The organism is Candidatus Clostridium radicumherbarum, from assembly GCF_045310525.1.
GTDB lineage: Bacteria > Bacillota > Clostridia > Clostridiales > Clostridiaceae > Clostridium_AT > Clostridium_AT radicumherbarum.
In genome coordinates this window covers 211,669-227,714 of record NZ_JBJHZY010000003.1, presented here as the reverse complement: position 1 = coordinate 227,714, position 16,046 = coordinate 211,669, and the positions used below count along the sequence as shown (strand labels likewise).

Here is a 16,046-nt window from a genome sequence, read left to right as displayed (position 1 = left end):
TATAATACTATATTACTTTAGCTATAAAAGCTATTGCCTTTGCTGCTGGGACTAATAAAAATTGAGCTAAAATAGTACCCATAATTAATCCCTCAACTATAAAAATTATACATCTATTAAATTGTGATACAGTACATTCACCTTTTATTACATCATCTGTTAGCATTGATATGTATGGATCTACAAACATAAACATAAGTATGGTAGACATACCGTTTATTACCGCAGCTAAGGTACTGCAAGTCGTCCTTAATTCTGGATTTAAACATCCAGCATACAATGAAGCCAAAATACCAACAGTTGATATTGCAAAAGCAATAGTATTAAGTAAAATGATTTTTTTAGGTATCATTTTAAAACTTTTTAATTGTTCTAAATTCTCTTTTTTAGGTCTTGTAACACTATTTTTGAACTGCTCTATTCCTGACTTTGAAAAACCGTGCAATAATAATTTAGGCATAGAACGATAAATACTAAATCCTTCTACAGCCTTTCCAAAAACTTTTATAAATGTTGGCATAAGTAGTGCACCAATAATTGTAGCTAATGTTGTTGAAACTAAAATCCATCTGAATATAAATAGTAAACTTTGAGGATTTCCTGCTTTTATAGTATTTTCAATTGTTTTGGCCATTAATGGTGCTTGTATACTGTTAGCTGTTCTAGATATTAATGCGAAAATATTAAATACAGCAAAAGATATAGCTATCCTTCCTGTTTTTACTCCAACAATTCGTACAGAATAAGATAAAGTTGAAATAATATAAATGATAATTGTAAGAATTAGAACAATTATTACTTGTGATGACATTTATTTTCCCCCAATTTGCCGAAAAGGCATCAAATCATAATATTTATCTTCTATTCCTATATATAGATTATAAACCATAAATTTACACATTTCTATATAATAAAGCCTTCCTCCCAAGGCGAACAATAAATCTTTATTATACTACATTGAACTTATCTTTCAGCTTCAGTTAGCTATAAAAAAATAATAAGGATATTTCGCCTTATTATAATTCCGCGTTAAAGACTTCATAGTTTTCTATTTCTTGCTTATTAATATCTAAAAGTGCTTGAAAAAATAATTTAGGTTGATCTAACATAGTCATGTGCCCAGCATTAGGTATTATGTAGGATTTTTTATTAGGTGCAATAATTTTACTAAAGTAATTTTGTGCAATTACAAAAGGCGTTTGCCAGTCGTCTTCCCCTAAAATGTAATAAACAGGTACTTTATAATCAAAGGATTGTGAGTTTAAATCAAAAGAAAATAGAAATTCATTTACTTTTTTATTTGCTTTAATACCTTTTATCAACGCAAAACAATCTGAAACTTCAAAGATAGAACATTTAAATGCTGTTATAAGTATGGAAAGCCCAAACTTAACAGCTAAATCATACTTCCCTTGAAGCTTACGCAGTTTCATGCATTTTTTTATAAAATTATTATCATATTTGCTCCCGGGATAATCACCTATAGACTCAAGCTTTTTTAAAGCCTTGCTATCACCAGTCTTTAAAATTAATTCTTTAACTTTATCAAAGCCAACACGTTTATTTTCAATCATATTAATAACTTGCCCAACTCCAATATAATAAGCAACATTCTCAGGATATTGCCTAATAAATGCACTTCCCAAAACACTTCCCCATGAATGCCCAAGTATAATTATTTTTTGCTTATTATATCTTTTCTTTAGATATTGAATGATTTCATATAAATCCTTTAGCATCAATTCAATGGTCGGATATTTATTAGGATTCTTAGTAAACGTCTTTCCACAGCCACGCTGATCCCAATGCACCACAGTAAAAACATCTTCCCTCCATCAAAGGCTTGGCCCCAATTAGCCAGGTGAATTAAAAGTATTTTCTACAACTCCCGGAAGCGCACTGTACAATGATTTTCCCATGAGCTCTTCGAAATATTTTTGAATTTTAAAGGTTTCTCTCCACTTTGGAACTATATATTCATTTAGCCCATGCCTGAGAGCTACATCAATCATCCTTTTTTCGATTAAACAGAATCCAGTTGGTAAAGCCAGAGCATCACATAGCTGAATTAACTTGTCATAATCATCAAACTCTGTCTTATTTAGAAATTGTTCAACAAATCTAAACTCCTCATCACTGCAGTCCCATTTCCCGAATACTGCTTTAATATTTTTATATGGAAACGAATGTGTTATACATATCTTTGCAGATAAATGATAGCCCTTTTGTGAAAGAAAATTATATCCATCAATGATATGCCTCATACTTGTGACACCAAATCTTCTCCCAATATCATGGAGTAACCCCAACACAAAAGCTAGTTCTGAATTTAGACCTGAACAATTCTGAGCTATTAGTTCTGCAGCATTACCTACATATATTGAATGTTTTACCCAAGGACCAGGATTTAACTTTTCACTCTCTTCTAATATTTGCTTGGCCTCCTCGACGGATGGAACATAATTCATTTCGCTTAAACTCCCCATTCAATTTTATCTCCAATCTACTTTTTAAACTTTAGCATTACATACTTTTGATTTTCGTTAGTTAAATTCATATCTTGTAATCTTTTCTCTGCAGCTTTAATAACTACATATTCTCAATTCCTTATATCCCTTTAATAATAGCTTCAGCTAATCCTTTCGGATTCTCCCAAGCCATAGAATGCCCAGCCTTCTCTACAATCTCAATTTTAACACCATGATCAGAGAGTACCTGCATATCTGGATCTGGCAATGATTTCTCTCCGAAAATAAATGTTTTAGGACATTCAAGTGAATATAATATTTCTCTCCATGATGGCTCTCCACCTTTTGCAGCAGATTTCGATATCAAATATGCAGCCTTAGGTGACCATAGAGATAATGAAGCTGCCCACATCTCATTTCCACTTGTTCTACTAACCTTAACCAATTCATGAAATTCTTTACTAATAAACTCATGCATATCAAAATTAGAAATATACTTACTTGTTGAACCTTCGACACTTTTGTCTAGATTAGATTCACTTAGAACAATCTTAGAAATTTTGCCTTTGCACATGTCAGCCAAAGAAAGTGCAACTGCACCACCTAAACTATGTCCAAATAAGATAAATGAATCTATTTTTAAAGAATCAATAAAATCCACTAAATAATCTGCGTGCTCTTTAACACTATAACCAAAATTATCAGGCTTATCACTGTATCCTGAACCTAAAAGATCTATTAAGATGCAACGATGTTTTTTTAAAGCTTCTTGTGCAGCTACTTGGGGATAATCAAAAGAGCCAGAACAACCGAGTCCATGAATAAATATAATGGGCATTTCATCACCTGGAAAATCATTATAGCGAAGCATACAATTAGTTTTATTTAAAAAATACTCTTTCATAAAATTTCACCTCTTATATATTTAAATAAATTTAATATCAGAATTTTTTATTCACGGAAATACATTGTATCTTAATATTTATCTTCTGTACCTATATATAAATTATATACCATAAATTTACACATTTCTATATAATAAAGCCTTCCTCCCAAGGCGAACAATAAATCCTTATTATGCTGCATTGAACTTACCTTTCATCTTCTTCTAGCTATAAAAAAATAATAAGGATATCTCACCTTATTATAATTCCTTGTTAAAGGCTTCCAGCGCCTTATATAAATTAATTTAACAACTAAATTAATTTAATGCCTTCCACATCAACGTACTTCAGCACTAAAAAACTCTTGATGATAAACTTTATTTCTCCTGCTTCAGATTTTGCCAATTTATCTATATACACATTTATATTATCAACTAAATAGTAATCATATTGATTTAGTGCCGCCGGCACTTTATACTCTACGCTTGGGGTAGAGACGCTCACTCAACACCCTTTGGGTCTTAAAATACTTAAAGCTAAACAGTTAATATTTTTCCCTTTCAAATAAGTTTTTACTTGTTCGCTAATAATTATATTCAATATATCATCTCCATAAAATAATTATACCCGAATTTCACTTTGAGTACATGCCTAACTTTCTTTTAGGTAAGGAAAAATCTATAGCCATAATCATATTATCTAATAGCTTAACAAACCGTGTCTCTTTGCTATTTATTAGATATCCTAAGCAGTAAAATCGGAAGCATAATCATGCCCAAAATATATGCACTTATCATTTCCATTGTTGATACTAGATACATTATATTTCCAACAGGATGCATATCCCCATAACCTACAGTAAAGAATGTAGTTGCACTAAACCAAAGACAATCAATAAATGCTTTAGGCAGCTTATAATTAACTTTAATAGGATCCCTAAGAAAGTTCCCAGCAAAAGGGCTGAATAAATTATTCATAGGGAAATTATGTATTATGAAAAAAAGAACTGCATTAACAAATATAATAACTAGCACTACCAAAAAAATTGTTGTCATTGTTTTAATCATTGCATGATGTATATCACTTTTACTATATGTACTTAAATTGCTGTTAATTGAAAGTATTAGAATTATTATCACAAAATATATAAAAAGCATATATACAATAGGTGTAATTTCTATTATTGATATTTTTGTTAATGGTATATATTTTTGTATATTATATTTTGCTGAATAAATATATACAACTTGGATTATTCCATAAATAGATATGATTATATTTATAAAATTCAATATAAAGACTTCTAGAAGTTTCACAGAATCTACTTTATGCTTGCTTACTGTATAGTACTTAAATGATATTATAAATGAGCACAGCAAGCCTGTATATAATAAAGCATAGCTTTTAAAGAATACTGCTAGTACAAAGCCACATAAGCATATAAGAATTCCGCTTACAATATTTATTTTAATTCTAGTGGATAAAAATAAATAAAGAATGCAAATAGCCCCTATTAAAAATTTGTATATTAAAATGATAACACCACCTTATGCAGCTTTTAATCATAATTATTTATATGCCAATTCTAAACAACTATTTCATATAATTTATTCGGATAAAGTTTAGCTGTGACTGATTAGTGATTATCGATATGGTGGTTTGTGAATATCCCTTAAAATGGAATACTTAACGACTAAAATTAATAAAAAATTAATGCTTTTAACATACTCTAACATTTTTATGTTAAAATGTTAAAGTATGTTCAAAAATTTATAATTTTTATTTAAAGTATTTAAAAGATATACAATACGAGGAGGACTATATTTGTTTAATAATTTTGTACTCAATTTAAAGAATGAGTTTAGGGGATATAACAGCAACTCTTTGGTAAAGGACATGCTTTCAGGATTGACAGTAACAGCCGTAGCACTTCCATTAGCATTGGCCTTCGGTGTAAGTAGCGGTGCAACAGCCGCCTCTGGAATGATAACAGCTATTTTTGCAGGTATTGTTATCGGACTTCTAGGAGGTGCTTCATATCAAATTTCAGGACCAACTGGGGCCATGACAGCAGTTCTTGTCCCAATTGCCATACAATTTGGTATACAGGGTATTCTTGTTGCAGGTTTTATATCTGGAATAATCCTTCTTATTGCAGGAATATTCAAATTCGGACATATTGTAAATTATATTCCTATGCCTGTAATTACTGGCTTTACTTCAGGTATTGCAGTTATCATAGCACTTGGACAAGTAGATAACTTTTTTGGTACAGTAAGTAAGGGGAAAAATGCTATAGAAAAAATTGCATCCTATTCTAAGCTTGGATTTAATCCACATTTATCAACAATTTCTATAGGTTTATTGGTAATATTTGTGATGATCCTATGGCCTAAAAAGTTAAATAATATTTTCCCATCATCACTAGCAGGTTTAATTATTGCAGTAATTGTAAGTTCTTTAGGAAATCTTCATGTAGCTGTTGTAGGAAATATACCTGCTAAGCTTGTTCTAAATGACAGATTAAATTTTGCTACTCTTTCTTTAGAAAATATAAAAGCTATTATAATGCCTTCTATTAGTATTGCAGCATTAGCAATGATAGAAAGTTTACTATGCGGATCAGCTGGTGGAACAATGAAAAATGAAAAGTTTAATGCAGATCAAGAGCTTATAGCTCAAGGAATTGGTAATATTATAATACCGATCTTAGGTGGTGTGCCTGCTACAGCAGCAATTGCTAGGACAAGTGTTGGTATAAAATCTGGATGTCAAACTAGATTTACTTCAGTATTTCATTCAATAGGACTTATAATATCCATGTTTTTGCTAGCACCAATAATGTCTAGGATTCCACTTGCAGCACTGGCAGGTGTACTGATTGTTACAGCCTGGAGAATGAATGACTGGAATCGTATCTCAAATATCTTCAGCAGGAAATTTAAAGGTGCTATATGGAAATTTATTCTCACTATGGCTGCTACTATATTCTTTGATTTAACAACAGCCATAATTATTGGAACTTTATTTTCACTTATTTTGTTTATTGCAAGAATTTCTGATATTGACATAACAATAAGCGATGTTCATCCTGAAAGACTGTCGGGAAATGATATTGATATGCAGAAGCTTAAAAATACTAAGGTTATATATTTTACAGGCCCACTTTATTTTGGTACATCAGATAAACTTACTAAAGCCATGTCAGAACTAGACAATGCTAGTCTTATTATTTTATCTATGCGTGGTATACCCATGATTGATGTTTCATGTGCTATTACTCTTCATAAATGCATTAGGGAACTTAACGCAAAAGGTGTTGAAGTTGTCTTTTCTGCAGTTCAACCTAAGGTGGAAGAAATGCTTAAGAGAACAGATACTTCTAATGTTATTAACAATGGTAATATTTTTTGGAGTACTGATGAGGCACTTGCATCAATCCTTGATAAAAAAGTAGTTTAATTATAGACAACCTCAAACTAATATTTTAATTACCTTTATATGTTTTAATCTGGCTTATTTAAAAGAATGCTAATTAAATAAATTAATTAGCATTCTTTTCTTAAACAAAAACAACCCTTACTTTAATTTAGCTTCACAATATTAATAATGTTTATTAAAAAATATAGTTCTATTTCTGCAATGTTTACCAAATTAACTTCTCTTCATATTGTGCTCATACATCAGCCTTTTTTATAAGTTCAGCATTATTACCACTAATTTTAATAATATCAACTTTCTTATCTAGAAATACAGTGAACTTAGTAACTCCACTATTTTTTACCATCATATCTAAATTTGGAATATCATTAGATAATTCTTTTTTCAATTCCCCAATATTCATCTTTGAGATTCGTTTTTTATTAAATATCATAACTATTGTATTTTTAATTTCTCTAATATTTTCTGCTGTTATCATTCTTATGGAAACCCAGTATTTATTCTCCTTATTATTTAAGAAAAGGTTATTAAACTCCTTTAACAGTTCAGACAATTTTGTGTAATTATAATTTCTTACATCAAAATCCGGAAACATATTATTTATCCTCTGTCCTATTTCTCCAAGATCCATGGAATCCATACCACTATCCAACACCATATTAAAAATAGACTTTTCAATAACACTCTTTGGGGTAAAAGATTTTTCTTCTAAATATTTTTGATTAGAGTCATTATTGTGAGGCACTGTATCAAGTTTCACATCTTCTATATCTGTCTCTTCATCTATAATATCTAAAGAAATAAATTTTTCGCAAGAAGCACGAAATGCTTCTGGTGTTTTTTGTTCTCCAATACCTATCACTAAGTTTCCAGATTCACGTAATCTTTTTGCTAGTTTGTTAAAATCAGCATCACTAGATACAATGCAAAAACCATTTACCTTCCCTGAATATAATATATCCATGGCATCAATAACAAGTCCTATGTCTGATGCATTTTTTCTTGGAGTATCATTAGATTGCATTATAGGTGTAAGTGAAAACTGAGAAGACTTCTCTAACCAAGGCTTTAATCTATCCTTGGACCAATCACCATACATTCGCCGAATTGTAACTTTACCATACTTCGCAAGTTCACCTAGGATGCTATCAATATATTTTGCTCCAATATTATCTGAATCTATCAAAAGAGCAATAGTAAATTCTTCCATAATGTTTCTCCTTTTTTGTTTGTTTTTAAACCCTATACAGAATTATAAACTTAAATTTATTACATATATAATCATTAAAATTGCTTCTTAAACTTTGTTTTTCATGCAAATCATCTTCTTTTCCGGAGCGTCAATATCATTTGCAATTACATCACATTTGGTCATTAACAGGAAATAGATGTTTTTATTTTCTTCACTCAAACATTCATAGTTAGCTTGCCCTTTAGCAATTATTATATCAGCCTTTTTATAGGCTTCTTTAAACTCAGGACTTGTCCGATTAAGAACAGTCCCGAGAGAACCATCCCCATTATCTATAATCTCTGCATATTCATCAATTCCTACAGCATATGCGTCTTCAGCTATAGAATCATTTACAACAGGTTTGCCTCTTACTCCAAATAATATTTTAACATTAGGATTCTTTTCTTTTATTTTCTTTAAAAGAATTTTGTCCAAGCAGATTTCTCCACAATTATCACCTAAGTATAATAATATTTTTGAATTTAAAATATCTTTCATTAGTGCGTTAGAATCATCTTTTGCTAACTCTAACTGTTCCATTTTTTCAAAGTAATCAAAAATATCTTCTAATAATATATTGTGAATAGGATTAAAATCTATGATATTACCAATAATGGCATATCGCACTGCTAATTGAAACGGATTCACAGCTTGCTCAATCTTCACCTCAAATTTAGGTAACAATTCCAGAAACATTGTATTATAGTAATTTCTGGTTTCTTTATATGGATCCGGATTATTTGTATGCTTTTTTATCATGTCAAAAATTTCTCCAATAACTTCTGGAGTGGTTGTCTCAAAATCTATTTTACTGAGATAGGTAAAAACTTCCCTCAATAACTCTTCCTTTTTATCAACACCTGTAATGTCTGCCACTTTGATAACTTGGTTGATCATACATGGCAAACATTTATCATGCATTCTCATACTTGCACCTTCTTAGTTTTAATATTGACTTATTTAATATGATATTTAACACTTTTATAACCTATATATAGATTATAACCCATATTCTTACACTATTCTATATAAAAAATCCACCTACCAAGGTGGACTACAAAATTTTATTAGTTGATGTTCCAGGTCCTTTACTATTTATTCGTGTAGGGTTTTCTCCAAGAATTTCTTTGAATGTAGTTTAAATTATAAGAATGAGGTGGCACATTTTTAATACCAGTTTCTAAAACATGCCGCCTATTATTAAATATTATAATTTAAGTGAGATTTCATATAATTTTCCTGCCATAGAAGTAACTTCCTCGACGCTTGATGTTATCTCTTCCGCAGCAGCAGCTTGCTCCTGACTTGAGGCCAAAGAACTTTGACTCTTTTCACTAGATTCATTTACTTTAGCTACAATTTTTTTAGTTAATTCTTGAATCTTAGGAACTGTGCTTCTAGACTGTTCAGACAATTTCCTAATTTCGTCTGCAACAACTCCAAAGCCTCTCCCTGCATCGCCTGCTCTTGCTGCCTCTATTGCAGCATTCAATCCAAGCATATTAGTTTTATCTGCTATTCCTTTTATAAATGTGGATATTTCATTTATTTCTTGAGATATGTTTATTATTTCATTAATGCTGCTATTAAGATCCTGCTCATTTGCATGTATATTAGATGCAGATGCTGCTAATTCTTCAATAGTAGAAGCTATTTCTGTAAGGCTATCTTCTAAACTTTTAGACATTCCTTTTAAGGTTTCTGCTATATATCTAGGAACTGCCATACCAAAGGTTCCAACTACCTCACCTGTATCTTCATCAAACAAAGGGCAGCATGTCATAATACATGGTTCACCAAATACAGAAGCATCATATTCTTTAGTAAAGGTCTTTTTATTTTTTATTACAATAGCTGGAGGCATATCCTCTGTTAGAATAACACCAGGGTCTATTACTTCAATATCAAATTTTTTTGAATTCTGTGAATCTGTATATTTTTCTAAGTCTGTAACATACATTTCAATACCATCTGCAAACATTTCGGATAGAACTGGTGCAAAATCCTTAAAGGCTTTTACTACTGGATGTGTAACTGGAAATATAGAAATGAACCCCCCCACAACTTGTCCTTCATCATTTACGATAGGTTCTGCTACAATCTTTAACCTCGTCCCATATAAAGAACGTGAAACATTTTCTATTAAAGTTTTCTTTTCCCTCATAGCTTTAACCGTTATACTGTTTATATCTAGCTTTTCCCCAATTTGAAATATGTCCAAATCAAATTCATGAGAAGCACTTCTCCAATTAATAGCTTCTTCATCACAGATCAAATACATAACACCACCTGGTATCATATTTGTCTGAGTTTCAGACATACCTTTAATATATTCTATTCCACTTATAGAAATCATATTTTTATCTCCTCAAATCAAAGTATAATTTAAAAATTTCTAAATTCAGTTTTAAAGTATTTAATTTATTAATTACATTTATATTGATTATATACCACAATATTACATATTCCTACAATATTTCTTGAATAATTGTGTTTTTTTGGTGTTTTTTTTAGTTGTTCTATACAAATTGAATTTAAAAATTCCTCATAGCAATAATGGCTATGTTACAAATGCATAATTTTGAAAATAAAAAAATGATATTAGAACAAAAAAGACTGCTTAGGCAGTCTCAAACTTATAGTTTTTTTTACATTTTATCATTATAAATTTAAATGGAGGTTTATTTTCCTTATTCTTATGTGGTTCAACAATTTCGGAGTATTCTACTAATCCATACTTTCCAAATTCCTGTTTTATGGAGTCAGAATCATAAAAAAACATTTTTACTCCATCCATTGTCTCAAAATAGTCTTTACCAAGTCGTTTACCCTTTCCAAACATTGGAGCTTCTTTTGAAATAGTAGTAAAAATCATATATCCATTTGGCGTTAATTGATTATAGCAATCTTTAATAAACTTCTCTCTCTCAGGATTATTCAATAAGTGAATAAGTGCATAACAAAATATGCCGTCATAAAGTTTGCTATCAAAAGGCATATCGGTTACTGAGCCATGAAAAATACTAAAATTAAGCCCATTTTGCCTTGCTAAATCAATCGCTGTTTTTGAAATCTCAATACCTGTTACATTTATTCCGTTGTCAATAAAAACCTTTGCGTTTCTACCATATCCAATACCAGGTATCAATATATCCTTAACTTCCTTTTCAAGGAAAAAGTCCTTTGTCAAGATTGCTGAGTCTGAAGGTTCTAACCCCCACATCATTTGATTTTCTATAAAGCTAGATTCCCAGAATTCTGTCATAACTCTATCTCCTTTATTATAAAAACTATCTCATAAAAATAATCATCATTTCATGTAATCTTAACTTTGTATTAATGTTGAAATCAACTCCACCTTATACAGGATGGATCAACTAACTGAATAAATTTATCAATTTTTTATAGGGTTTAATATCCCGTACATTGCAACATCACAAATTCCTGTATTGTTTCTATCCGCTTTTATTCTTGTTCCCTCATATTTTAAACCGCATTTCTGCATTACCTTTCCCGAGTTTGGATTAAGTGGATCATGCCTTGATTCTATACGATTAACCTCTACTTCTTGAAAGAAAAATTGTATTAAGGCTTTAAGAGCTTCTGTAGTGATACCTTTATTCCAATATTTACTGCCTATGCAATAACCTATTTCCACAGCTTCAATATTTTCTTTATAGTCGACAACACCAATACTTCCAATGGCTTCTCCTGTACTTTTGAGTTCAATACACCAATGGTAGTTTTTATCATCCATATAGTCTTTCATCCATGATTCAATTACTCTACGGCTTATTTCTGCATCTGAATGAGTTGGCCAAGTTAAAAATTTAGTTACCTCATCATCACTAGCCCAATTTTTGTACATATCATTAGCATCTGATATTTCAAACTGACGCAATATAAGTCTTTTAGTTTCTATCTTTTTAGTTCCTAAACTTTTCATATAAGTTCTCCTCGTATAAAATGTTAAAATATCGCCTTAGCTAAGACGAACTGCAGTACATTGTTTTTTGATGTTTTAGGTCATTTACTCTCTAAAAGCGTAATATTAACCCTCGAAATTTCCTTCCATGTAGTTTACAATACGAGAATGTTACAAACCAATGTTATGCTCATATTTCTAATTTTATATGCGGTAAAATTCTTTTTTCTTTTGTAAGGCTTGCTTGATATTAAATCCCGCATTTATGTGCATAATCTGATGTCTTGTGATGGGCATAAGTATTATTCCAGCTATGTCCTTCTTGCCCCAAAAATCCAGCAGCCAAATGCTGTCCGGATGCTCTAATACTCCATGTTCGTTCAAAATTTTAGTAAGTTGTTGATGTCTGACTTTTCTTTTCAAATCCTCGGCTTTAAGAGATGAAAGTATTTTCTGTGTTTTCTGCCCGACAGCGATACGATATGCTTTCAAAGCATCAATATTTATCCCTTTACTGAAATCCATAATCTCATCCTCATTCATGGCGTTGCCTGTATCAGTGGTTTTCGTATTCATCCTCATAAGCCACTTATCATTTAAAACTTGTTTCGACTCATCTACAAGAATATTGATTGTCAAATCTTCAATTCTAGTTATATGCCAAATTCCCCACGCTATGGTTTCATCCTTTTGTGTAGGCATAACAGCAAACTCATTAATTTGCAGCCCCTCCCATAATTTATCCATTAAAGTAGACACTTTGGAATTGCTTACTTCTGAAAAGTGCACTGATTTATGCATCTCAAGAAAAAGTTTCATTGCCTCATCAAACAATTCAGGTTTTCTGATAATCTCTTTCAAATGTTTTTGCTTTGAGTTCCATTCTGATGTTATGCTCATATTAATCTCCCCCTATTCTATCTAAAATCTCATAAGTATAAAGTTATTATTATTTTATCCCATAAGATATAAGGGTACATGGTGCTTGAATAATATAGGCACTATCTTTATTGCTCATCACATATTCCCCTATTTTTGACTCACCATCTACATACTTCATAGCTTCTTGCTTACTTAGGCCTCTATTAATTAGAGAATTTATGTAATCTATTCTCTTATTCTCTGATAACTGTTTATTCCATCCCCAAGCAGTTGCCATGGCGTCAAAATGTTTGGCATGCTCTTGTTCATTTCCATGTGGATTAATAAATTTAACTCTGTCGTTCATTCTAACCCCGATATCATGTAATCCTAATTCCTGCATATATATAGGAATTTTTATTGCCAGTCGATAATCTCTACCTCCATCTTCCAATTCTTTCTTATACATTTTTCTATGTAAAGGTATCATGCCAAGCTCAATATAATCTAAGCCGCTAAAATACTGACCTGTCTTTTCTATTTCCAAGTCACCCTCCATGCAAACAACTAACCCATTTCTTACAACTGATTGTATCATCTTTTCTAGAATATTCTTTCCATTAGGAATATGTCTTAAAACTGCTTGTGATATTGCAATGTCGTAACTTTCAGTAGGTGCATATTCATTTAAATCTGCTTTAATAAATTTGGTGTTATATTCTGAATCTTTAAAAACATATTTTGCATCATCAAGAAGCGTATCACTAATATCTATACCTGTATATGTACTTCCTTTAGGTAATATCGGTAGTAATAGTAACCCCACATATCCAAAACCACAACCAAAATCAATGATATTTACAGGCTTCCTAATTTTCCAAACCTTTTCTACAAGAAATTCAATATAATCATCATTACACCAACCAGTTCGTATTGCTTTTAAAAACTCTAGTCTTTCATTCCAAATTGACTGACTCATAATTTTCCACCTTCACAAACTAATCTTTGAGTTTACAAATGTACAATAATAAAAAAGCTCCATATATAAATGAGAATAAAGCTTGATAATTGCTAGTATACTATTTCCCCATTTGCCTTTTTCTATATTCATCTTCAAGTATACTCATGTTTAGCAGCGACCAGTATTGCCCATCCATTTTTCGGCACTCTCTAAAATTCCCTTCGATAATAAATCCTGCTTTTTCATAACATGCAATTGCAGATTTATTAAAATCAAATACACCCAAATCAACCCTATGTAATTTCAACTTATTAAAGGCGATATCTAAAACAGACTTAATTATTTGTAAGCCTATTCCTTTACCTCTATTTTCTTTTTCCCCTACAATAACTCTGCCTATTCGTGCAGACATATTTGTTCGATCAATATTCAATAATTGCACATGTCCCACTGTTTCATTGCTTTCACTTAGCTTAGCACTAAACATCAAACTTTTAGGATTATCTTCTAACATTAAATTTATATCATTGCGAAGTTGTTTTTCCATTGATTCTAATGTATATGATGGTCCTGCCCATTGGAGTAAGAATTCTTTACTAGGTGACCAGGAAATTAATTGCGGAATTTCTTCAAATTTAAATCTTTCAAGTTTTATTGCCATGATATATCCTCCATTATTACTTAAAACTTCATAGTTCATTGTTATTATTAACCCGTACAGCTTACTAATTTCATTTTTAATCGCCATATTTCACTATCACTTAAACCAATCTGAGAAAAATATTCTTCTACAGAGTTATATTTTTGTAAAAACATACCTAAAAATTTTTCCATGTATTCTGTTTTTGGAGTTATGATATTTAAATCAATATTCTTATTGACTTTACAAAACTCGTGTAACATGGAATCTAAATATACTTGCGAAATTTGATAATCGGCTATAATATCTTTTCTACAAGCACCAGCTAATAGCAAAAGCAATGCTGAAATTACTCCTGTTCTATCTTTCCCTGCTGTACAATGATAAAGAACACCGCCTTTAGCTTTTGCAAACACTCTCATAATATTAAGTATAGTTTTTTGCTCATCTACCATTTCAAAGTATGAATATGGAACAGCTTCAACACTTGCAGGCAAGCATCCATCTCCATGTACTTTACAATGATGGTATTCAAATCTTTTATCACTTTTTAAAGCACAAGGCTTGCTTTGAACCTCTTCATCACTTCTTAAGTCAACGATTGTTGTTATATTATTGAATAATAATTGTTTAATATCCTCATCTGATACCAGAATTGGTACATCACTACGCAGAAACTCCTTATATGAGGTTCCATATCCAGAATCTATGGAATATCCACCTAAAAATCGTGTGTTAAGAGTGCTACTTAATAAAAATCGATGCATATATCCACATCCTTTAATGTATATTATTTAAGAATACTTTCTTCACCTTTATATATCAATATTTCAGAATTACTTAATTTTGATGTTACTTAAATAAAATAATGAGGCTCTAAACCACTGCTTAAGTCAGATATCATAAAAGCATTTTCCTTTTTGGCTGCATCGCTATAATACTTATATACCCAACTTTTGGATAAGTCCTTCAGTTACTTTTATTGAATTAAGTGCTGCAGCTTCCATGTTACTTTTAAATGTTTCTGAGCCTCTTTCATCTGCGTTATCTGACATTGAGCGAATAACTATGAAGGGTATATTATTTACATAGCATGTATGAGCAACACTAGCACTTTCCATATCAACACACAGAGGATCAAAGTTTTCTATTAGGCTCTTTCTTTCAATTTGTGTAATAAATGCTTCACCAGTAATATCCTTCCGATGTAACATTTACTTGAAACAGATATTGAATTTGCAACATTCTTGCATAACCTTAACAATTCAATATCTGGTCTGAAATATATATCTTCCATCCATGGATGATATTCTGTTAAAATTCCAGATGCTATATCATGATATGCAATTTCACTGGAAATAACTATATCACCAATCTCAAGCTGCTTATTCAATGCCCCTGCAACCCCTGTTAAGATAATGTGAGTAACTTCAAATTTACTAAGAAGAAGTTGTGTGGCAATTGCAGCATTAACTTTACATACTCCACAAAATACAGATACTACCTCAACACCTTTATAAATTCCTGAGTAGAATTTTAACATAGCATGTTCAATTAGCTTCTTGTTTGTTATTTTATTTATAAAAGGCATTATCTCTTTCTCAGTAGGACCTATTACCCCTATTCGCAAAG

18 protein-coding genes are annotated in these 16,046 nt (G+C 31.0%); 1 reads left to right on the top strand and 17 read right to left on the bottom strand.

Features of this window, described 5'->3' with window-relative positions:
* Positions 1-7: 7 nt before the first annotated feature.
* From ACJDUH_RS14990 to ACJDUH_RS14965, 6 genes are all read right to left on the bottom strand, one after another.
* Positions 8-811, bottom strand: a complete 804-nt coding sequence (locus tag ACJDUH_RS14990) for a lipid II flippase Amj family protein (protein ID WP_406766018.1) — start codon at positions 809-811, stop codon at positions 8-10.
* 205 nt (positions 812-1,016) lie between these two features.
* Complete coding sequence (locus ACJDUH_RS14985) at positions 1,017-1,814, bottom strand: alpha/beta fold hydrolase (RefSeq protein ID WP_406766017.1); 798 nt, start codon at positions 1,812-1,814, stop codon at positions 1,017-1,019.
* Positions 1,815-1,853: 39 nt separating this feature from the next.
* Positions 1,854-2,486, bottom strand: a complete 633-nt coding sequence (locus tag ACJDUH_RS14980; RefSeq protein WP_406766016.1) for an HD domain-containing protein — start codon at positions 2,484-2,486, stop codon at positions 1,854-1,856.
* A gap of 121 nt (positions 2,487-2,607) precedes the next feature.
* Positions 2,608-3,339, bottom strand: coding sequence for an alpha/beta fold hydrolase (locus ACJDUH_RS14975; RefSeq protein WP_406766015.1), 732 nt, complete (start codon positions 3,337-3,339; stop codon positions 2,608-2,610).
* Between the two features lie 325 nt (positions 3,340-3,664).
* Positions 3,665-3,856 carry a hypothetical protein gene (locus ACJDUH_RS14970; RefSeq protein ID WP_406766014.1) on the bottom strand — a complete coding sequence of 64 codons (192 nt, stop codon included), beginning with the start codon at positions 3,854-3,856 and terminating at the stop codon, positions 3,665-3,667.
* Between the two features lie 224 nt (positions 3,857-4,080).
* Entirely contained in the window at positions 4,081-4,329 is a 249-nt protein-coding gene (locus ACJDUH_RS14965; RefSeq protein WP_479723058.1) for an ion channel, read from the bottom strand.
* A gap of 847 nt (positions 4,330-5,176) precedes the next feature.
* On the opposite strand from ACJDUH_RS14965, the gene ACJDUH_RS14960 reads away from it, so the two are divergent.
* Positions 5,177-6,814, top strand: a complete 1,638-nt coding sequence (locus ACJDUH_RS14960; protein WP_406766013.1) for a SulP family inorganic anion transporter — start codon at positions 5,177-5,179, stop codon at positions 6,812-6,814.
* Positions 6,815-7,028: 214 nt separating this feature from the next.
* On the opposite strand, the gene ACJDUH_RS14955 is transcribed toward ACJDUH_RS14960, so the two are convergent.
* From ACJDUH_RS14955 to mtnN, 11 genes are all read right to left on the bottom strand, one after another.
* Positions 7,029-8,003, bottom strand: coding sequence for an NYN domain-containing protein (locus tag ACJDUH_RS14955; protein ID WP_406766012.1), 975 nt, complete (start codon positions 8,001-8,003; stop codon positions 7,029-7,031).
* Between the two features lie 87 nt (positions 8,004-8,090).
* Positions 8,091-8,948 (bottom strand): damage-control phosphatase ARMT1 family protein, encoded by an 858-nt coding sequence (locus ACJDUH_RS14950; protein ID WP_406766204.1) that lies wholly within the window; start codon positions 8,946-8,948, stop codon positions 8,091-8,093.
* A gap of 286 nt (positions 8,949-9,234) precedes the next feature.
* Positions 9,235-10,383, bottom strand: a complete 1,149-nt coding sequence (locus ACJDUH_RS14945) for a methyl-accepting chemotaxis protein (RefSeq protein WP_406766011.1) — start codon at positions 10,381-10,383, stop codon at positions 9,235-9,237.
* A 264-nt stretch (positions 10,384-10,647) separates the two neighbouring features.
* Entirely contained in the window at positions 10,648-11,292 is a 645-nt protein-coding gene (locus ACJDUH_RS14940; protein WP_406766010.1) for a class I SAM-dependent methyltransferase, read from the bottom strand.
* Positions 11,293-11,421: 129 nt separating this feature from the next.
* Positions 11,422-11,973, bottom strand: coding sequence for a GNAT family N-acetyltransferase (locus ACJDUH_RS14935; protein WP_406766009.1), 552 nt, complete (start codon positions 11,971-11,973; stop codon positions 11,422-11,424).
* Positions 11,974-12,156: 183 nt separating this feature from the next.
* Positions 12,157-12,852 carry a DinB family protein gene (locus ACJDUH_RS14930; protein ID WP_406766008.1) on the bottom strand — a complete coding sequence of 232 codons (696 nt, stop codon included), beginning with the start codon at positions 12,850-12,852 and terminating at the stop codon, positions 12,157-12,159.
* A 49-nt stretch (positions 12,853-12,901) separates the two neighbouring features.
* The gene (locus ACJDUH_RS14925) at positions 12,902-13,792 is read right to left on the bottom strand and encodes a class I SAM-dependent methyltransferase (protein ID WP_406766007.1); all 891 of its coding nucleotides are present in this window, start codon (positions 13,790-13,792) and stop codon (positions 12,902-12,904) included.
* Between the two features lie 100 nt (positions 13,793-13,892).
* Positions 13,893-14,435: a GNAT family N-acetyltransferase gene (locus ACJDUH_RS14920; protein ID WP_406766006.1), complete on the bottom strand. Its 543-nt coding sequence runs from the start codon at positions 14,433-14,435 to the stop codon at positions 13,893-13,895.
* Between the two features lie 47 nt (positions 14,436-14,482).
* Positions 14,483-15,181 (bottom strand): tyrosine-protein phosphatase, encoded by a 699-nt coding sequence (locus tag ACJDUH_RS14915; protein WP_406766005.1) that lies wholly within the window; start codon positions 15,179-15,181, stop codon positions 14,483-14,485.
* A gap of 174 nt (positions 15,182-15,355) precedes the next feature.
* The gene (locus ACJDUH_RS14910) at positions 15,356-15,628 is read right to left on the bottom strand and encodes a 5'-methylthioadenosine/S-adenosylhomocysteine nucleosidase (RefSeq protein WP_406766004.1); all 273 of its coding nucleotides are present in this window, start codon (positions 15,626-15,628) and stop codon (positions 15,356-15,358) included.
* A complete protein-coding gene (mtnN, locus tag ACJDUH_RS14905; RefSeq protein ID WP_406766003.1) occupies positions 15,565-16,044 on the bottom strand; it encodes a 5'-methylthioadenosine/S-adenosylhomocysteine nucleosidase in 480 nt (159 codons plus the stop codon). Before mtnN ends, ACJDUH_RS14910 begins: the two co-directional genes overlap by 64 nt.
* Positions 16,045-16,046 lie beyond the last annotated feature (2 nt).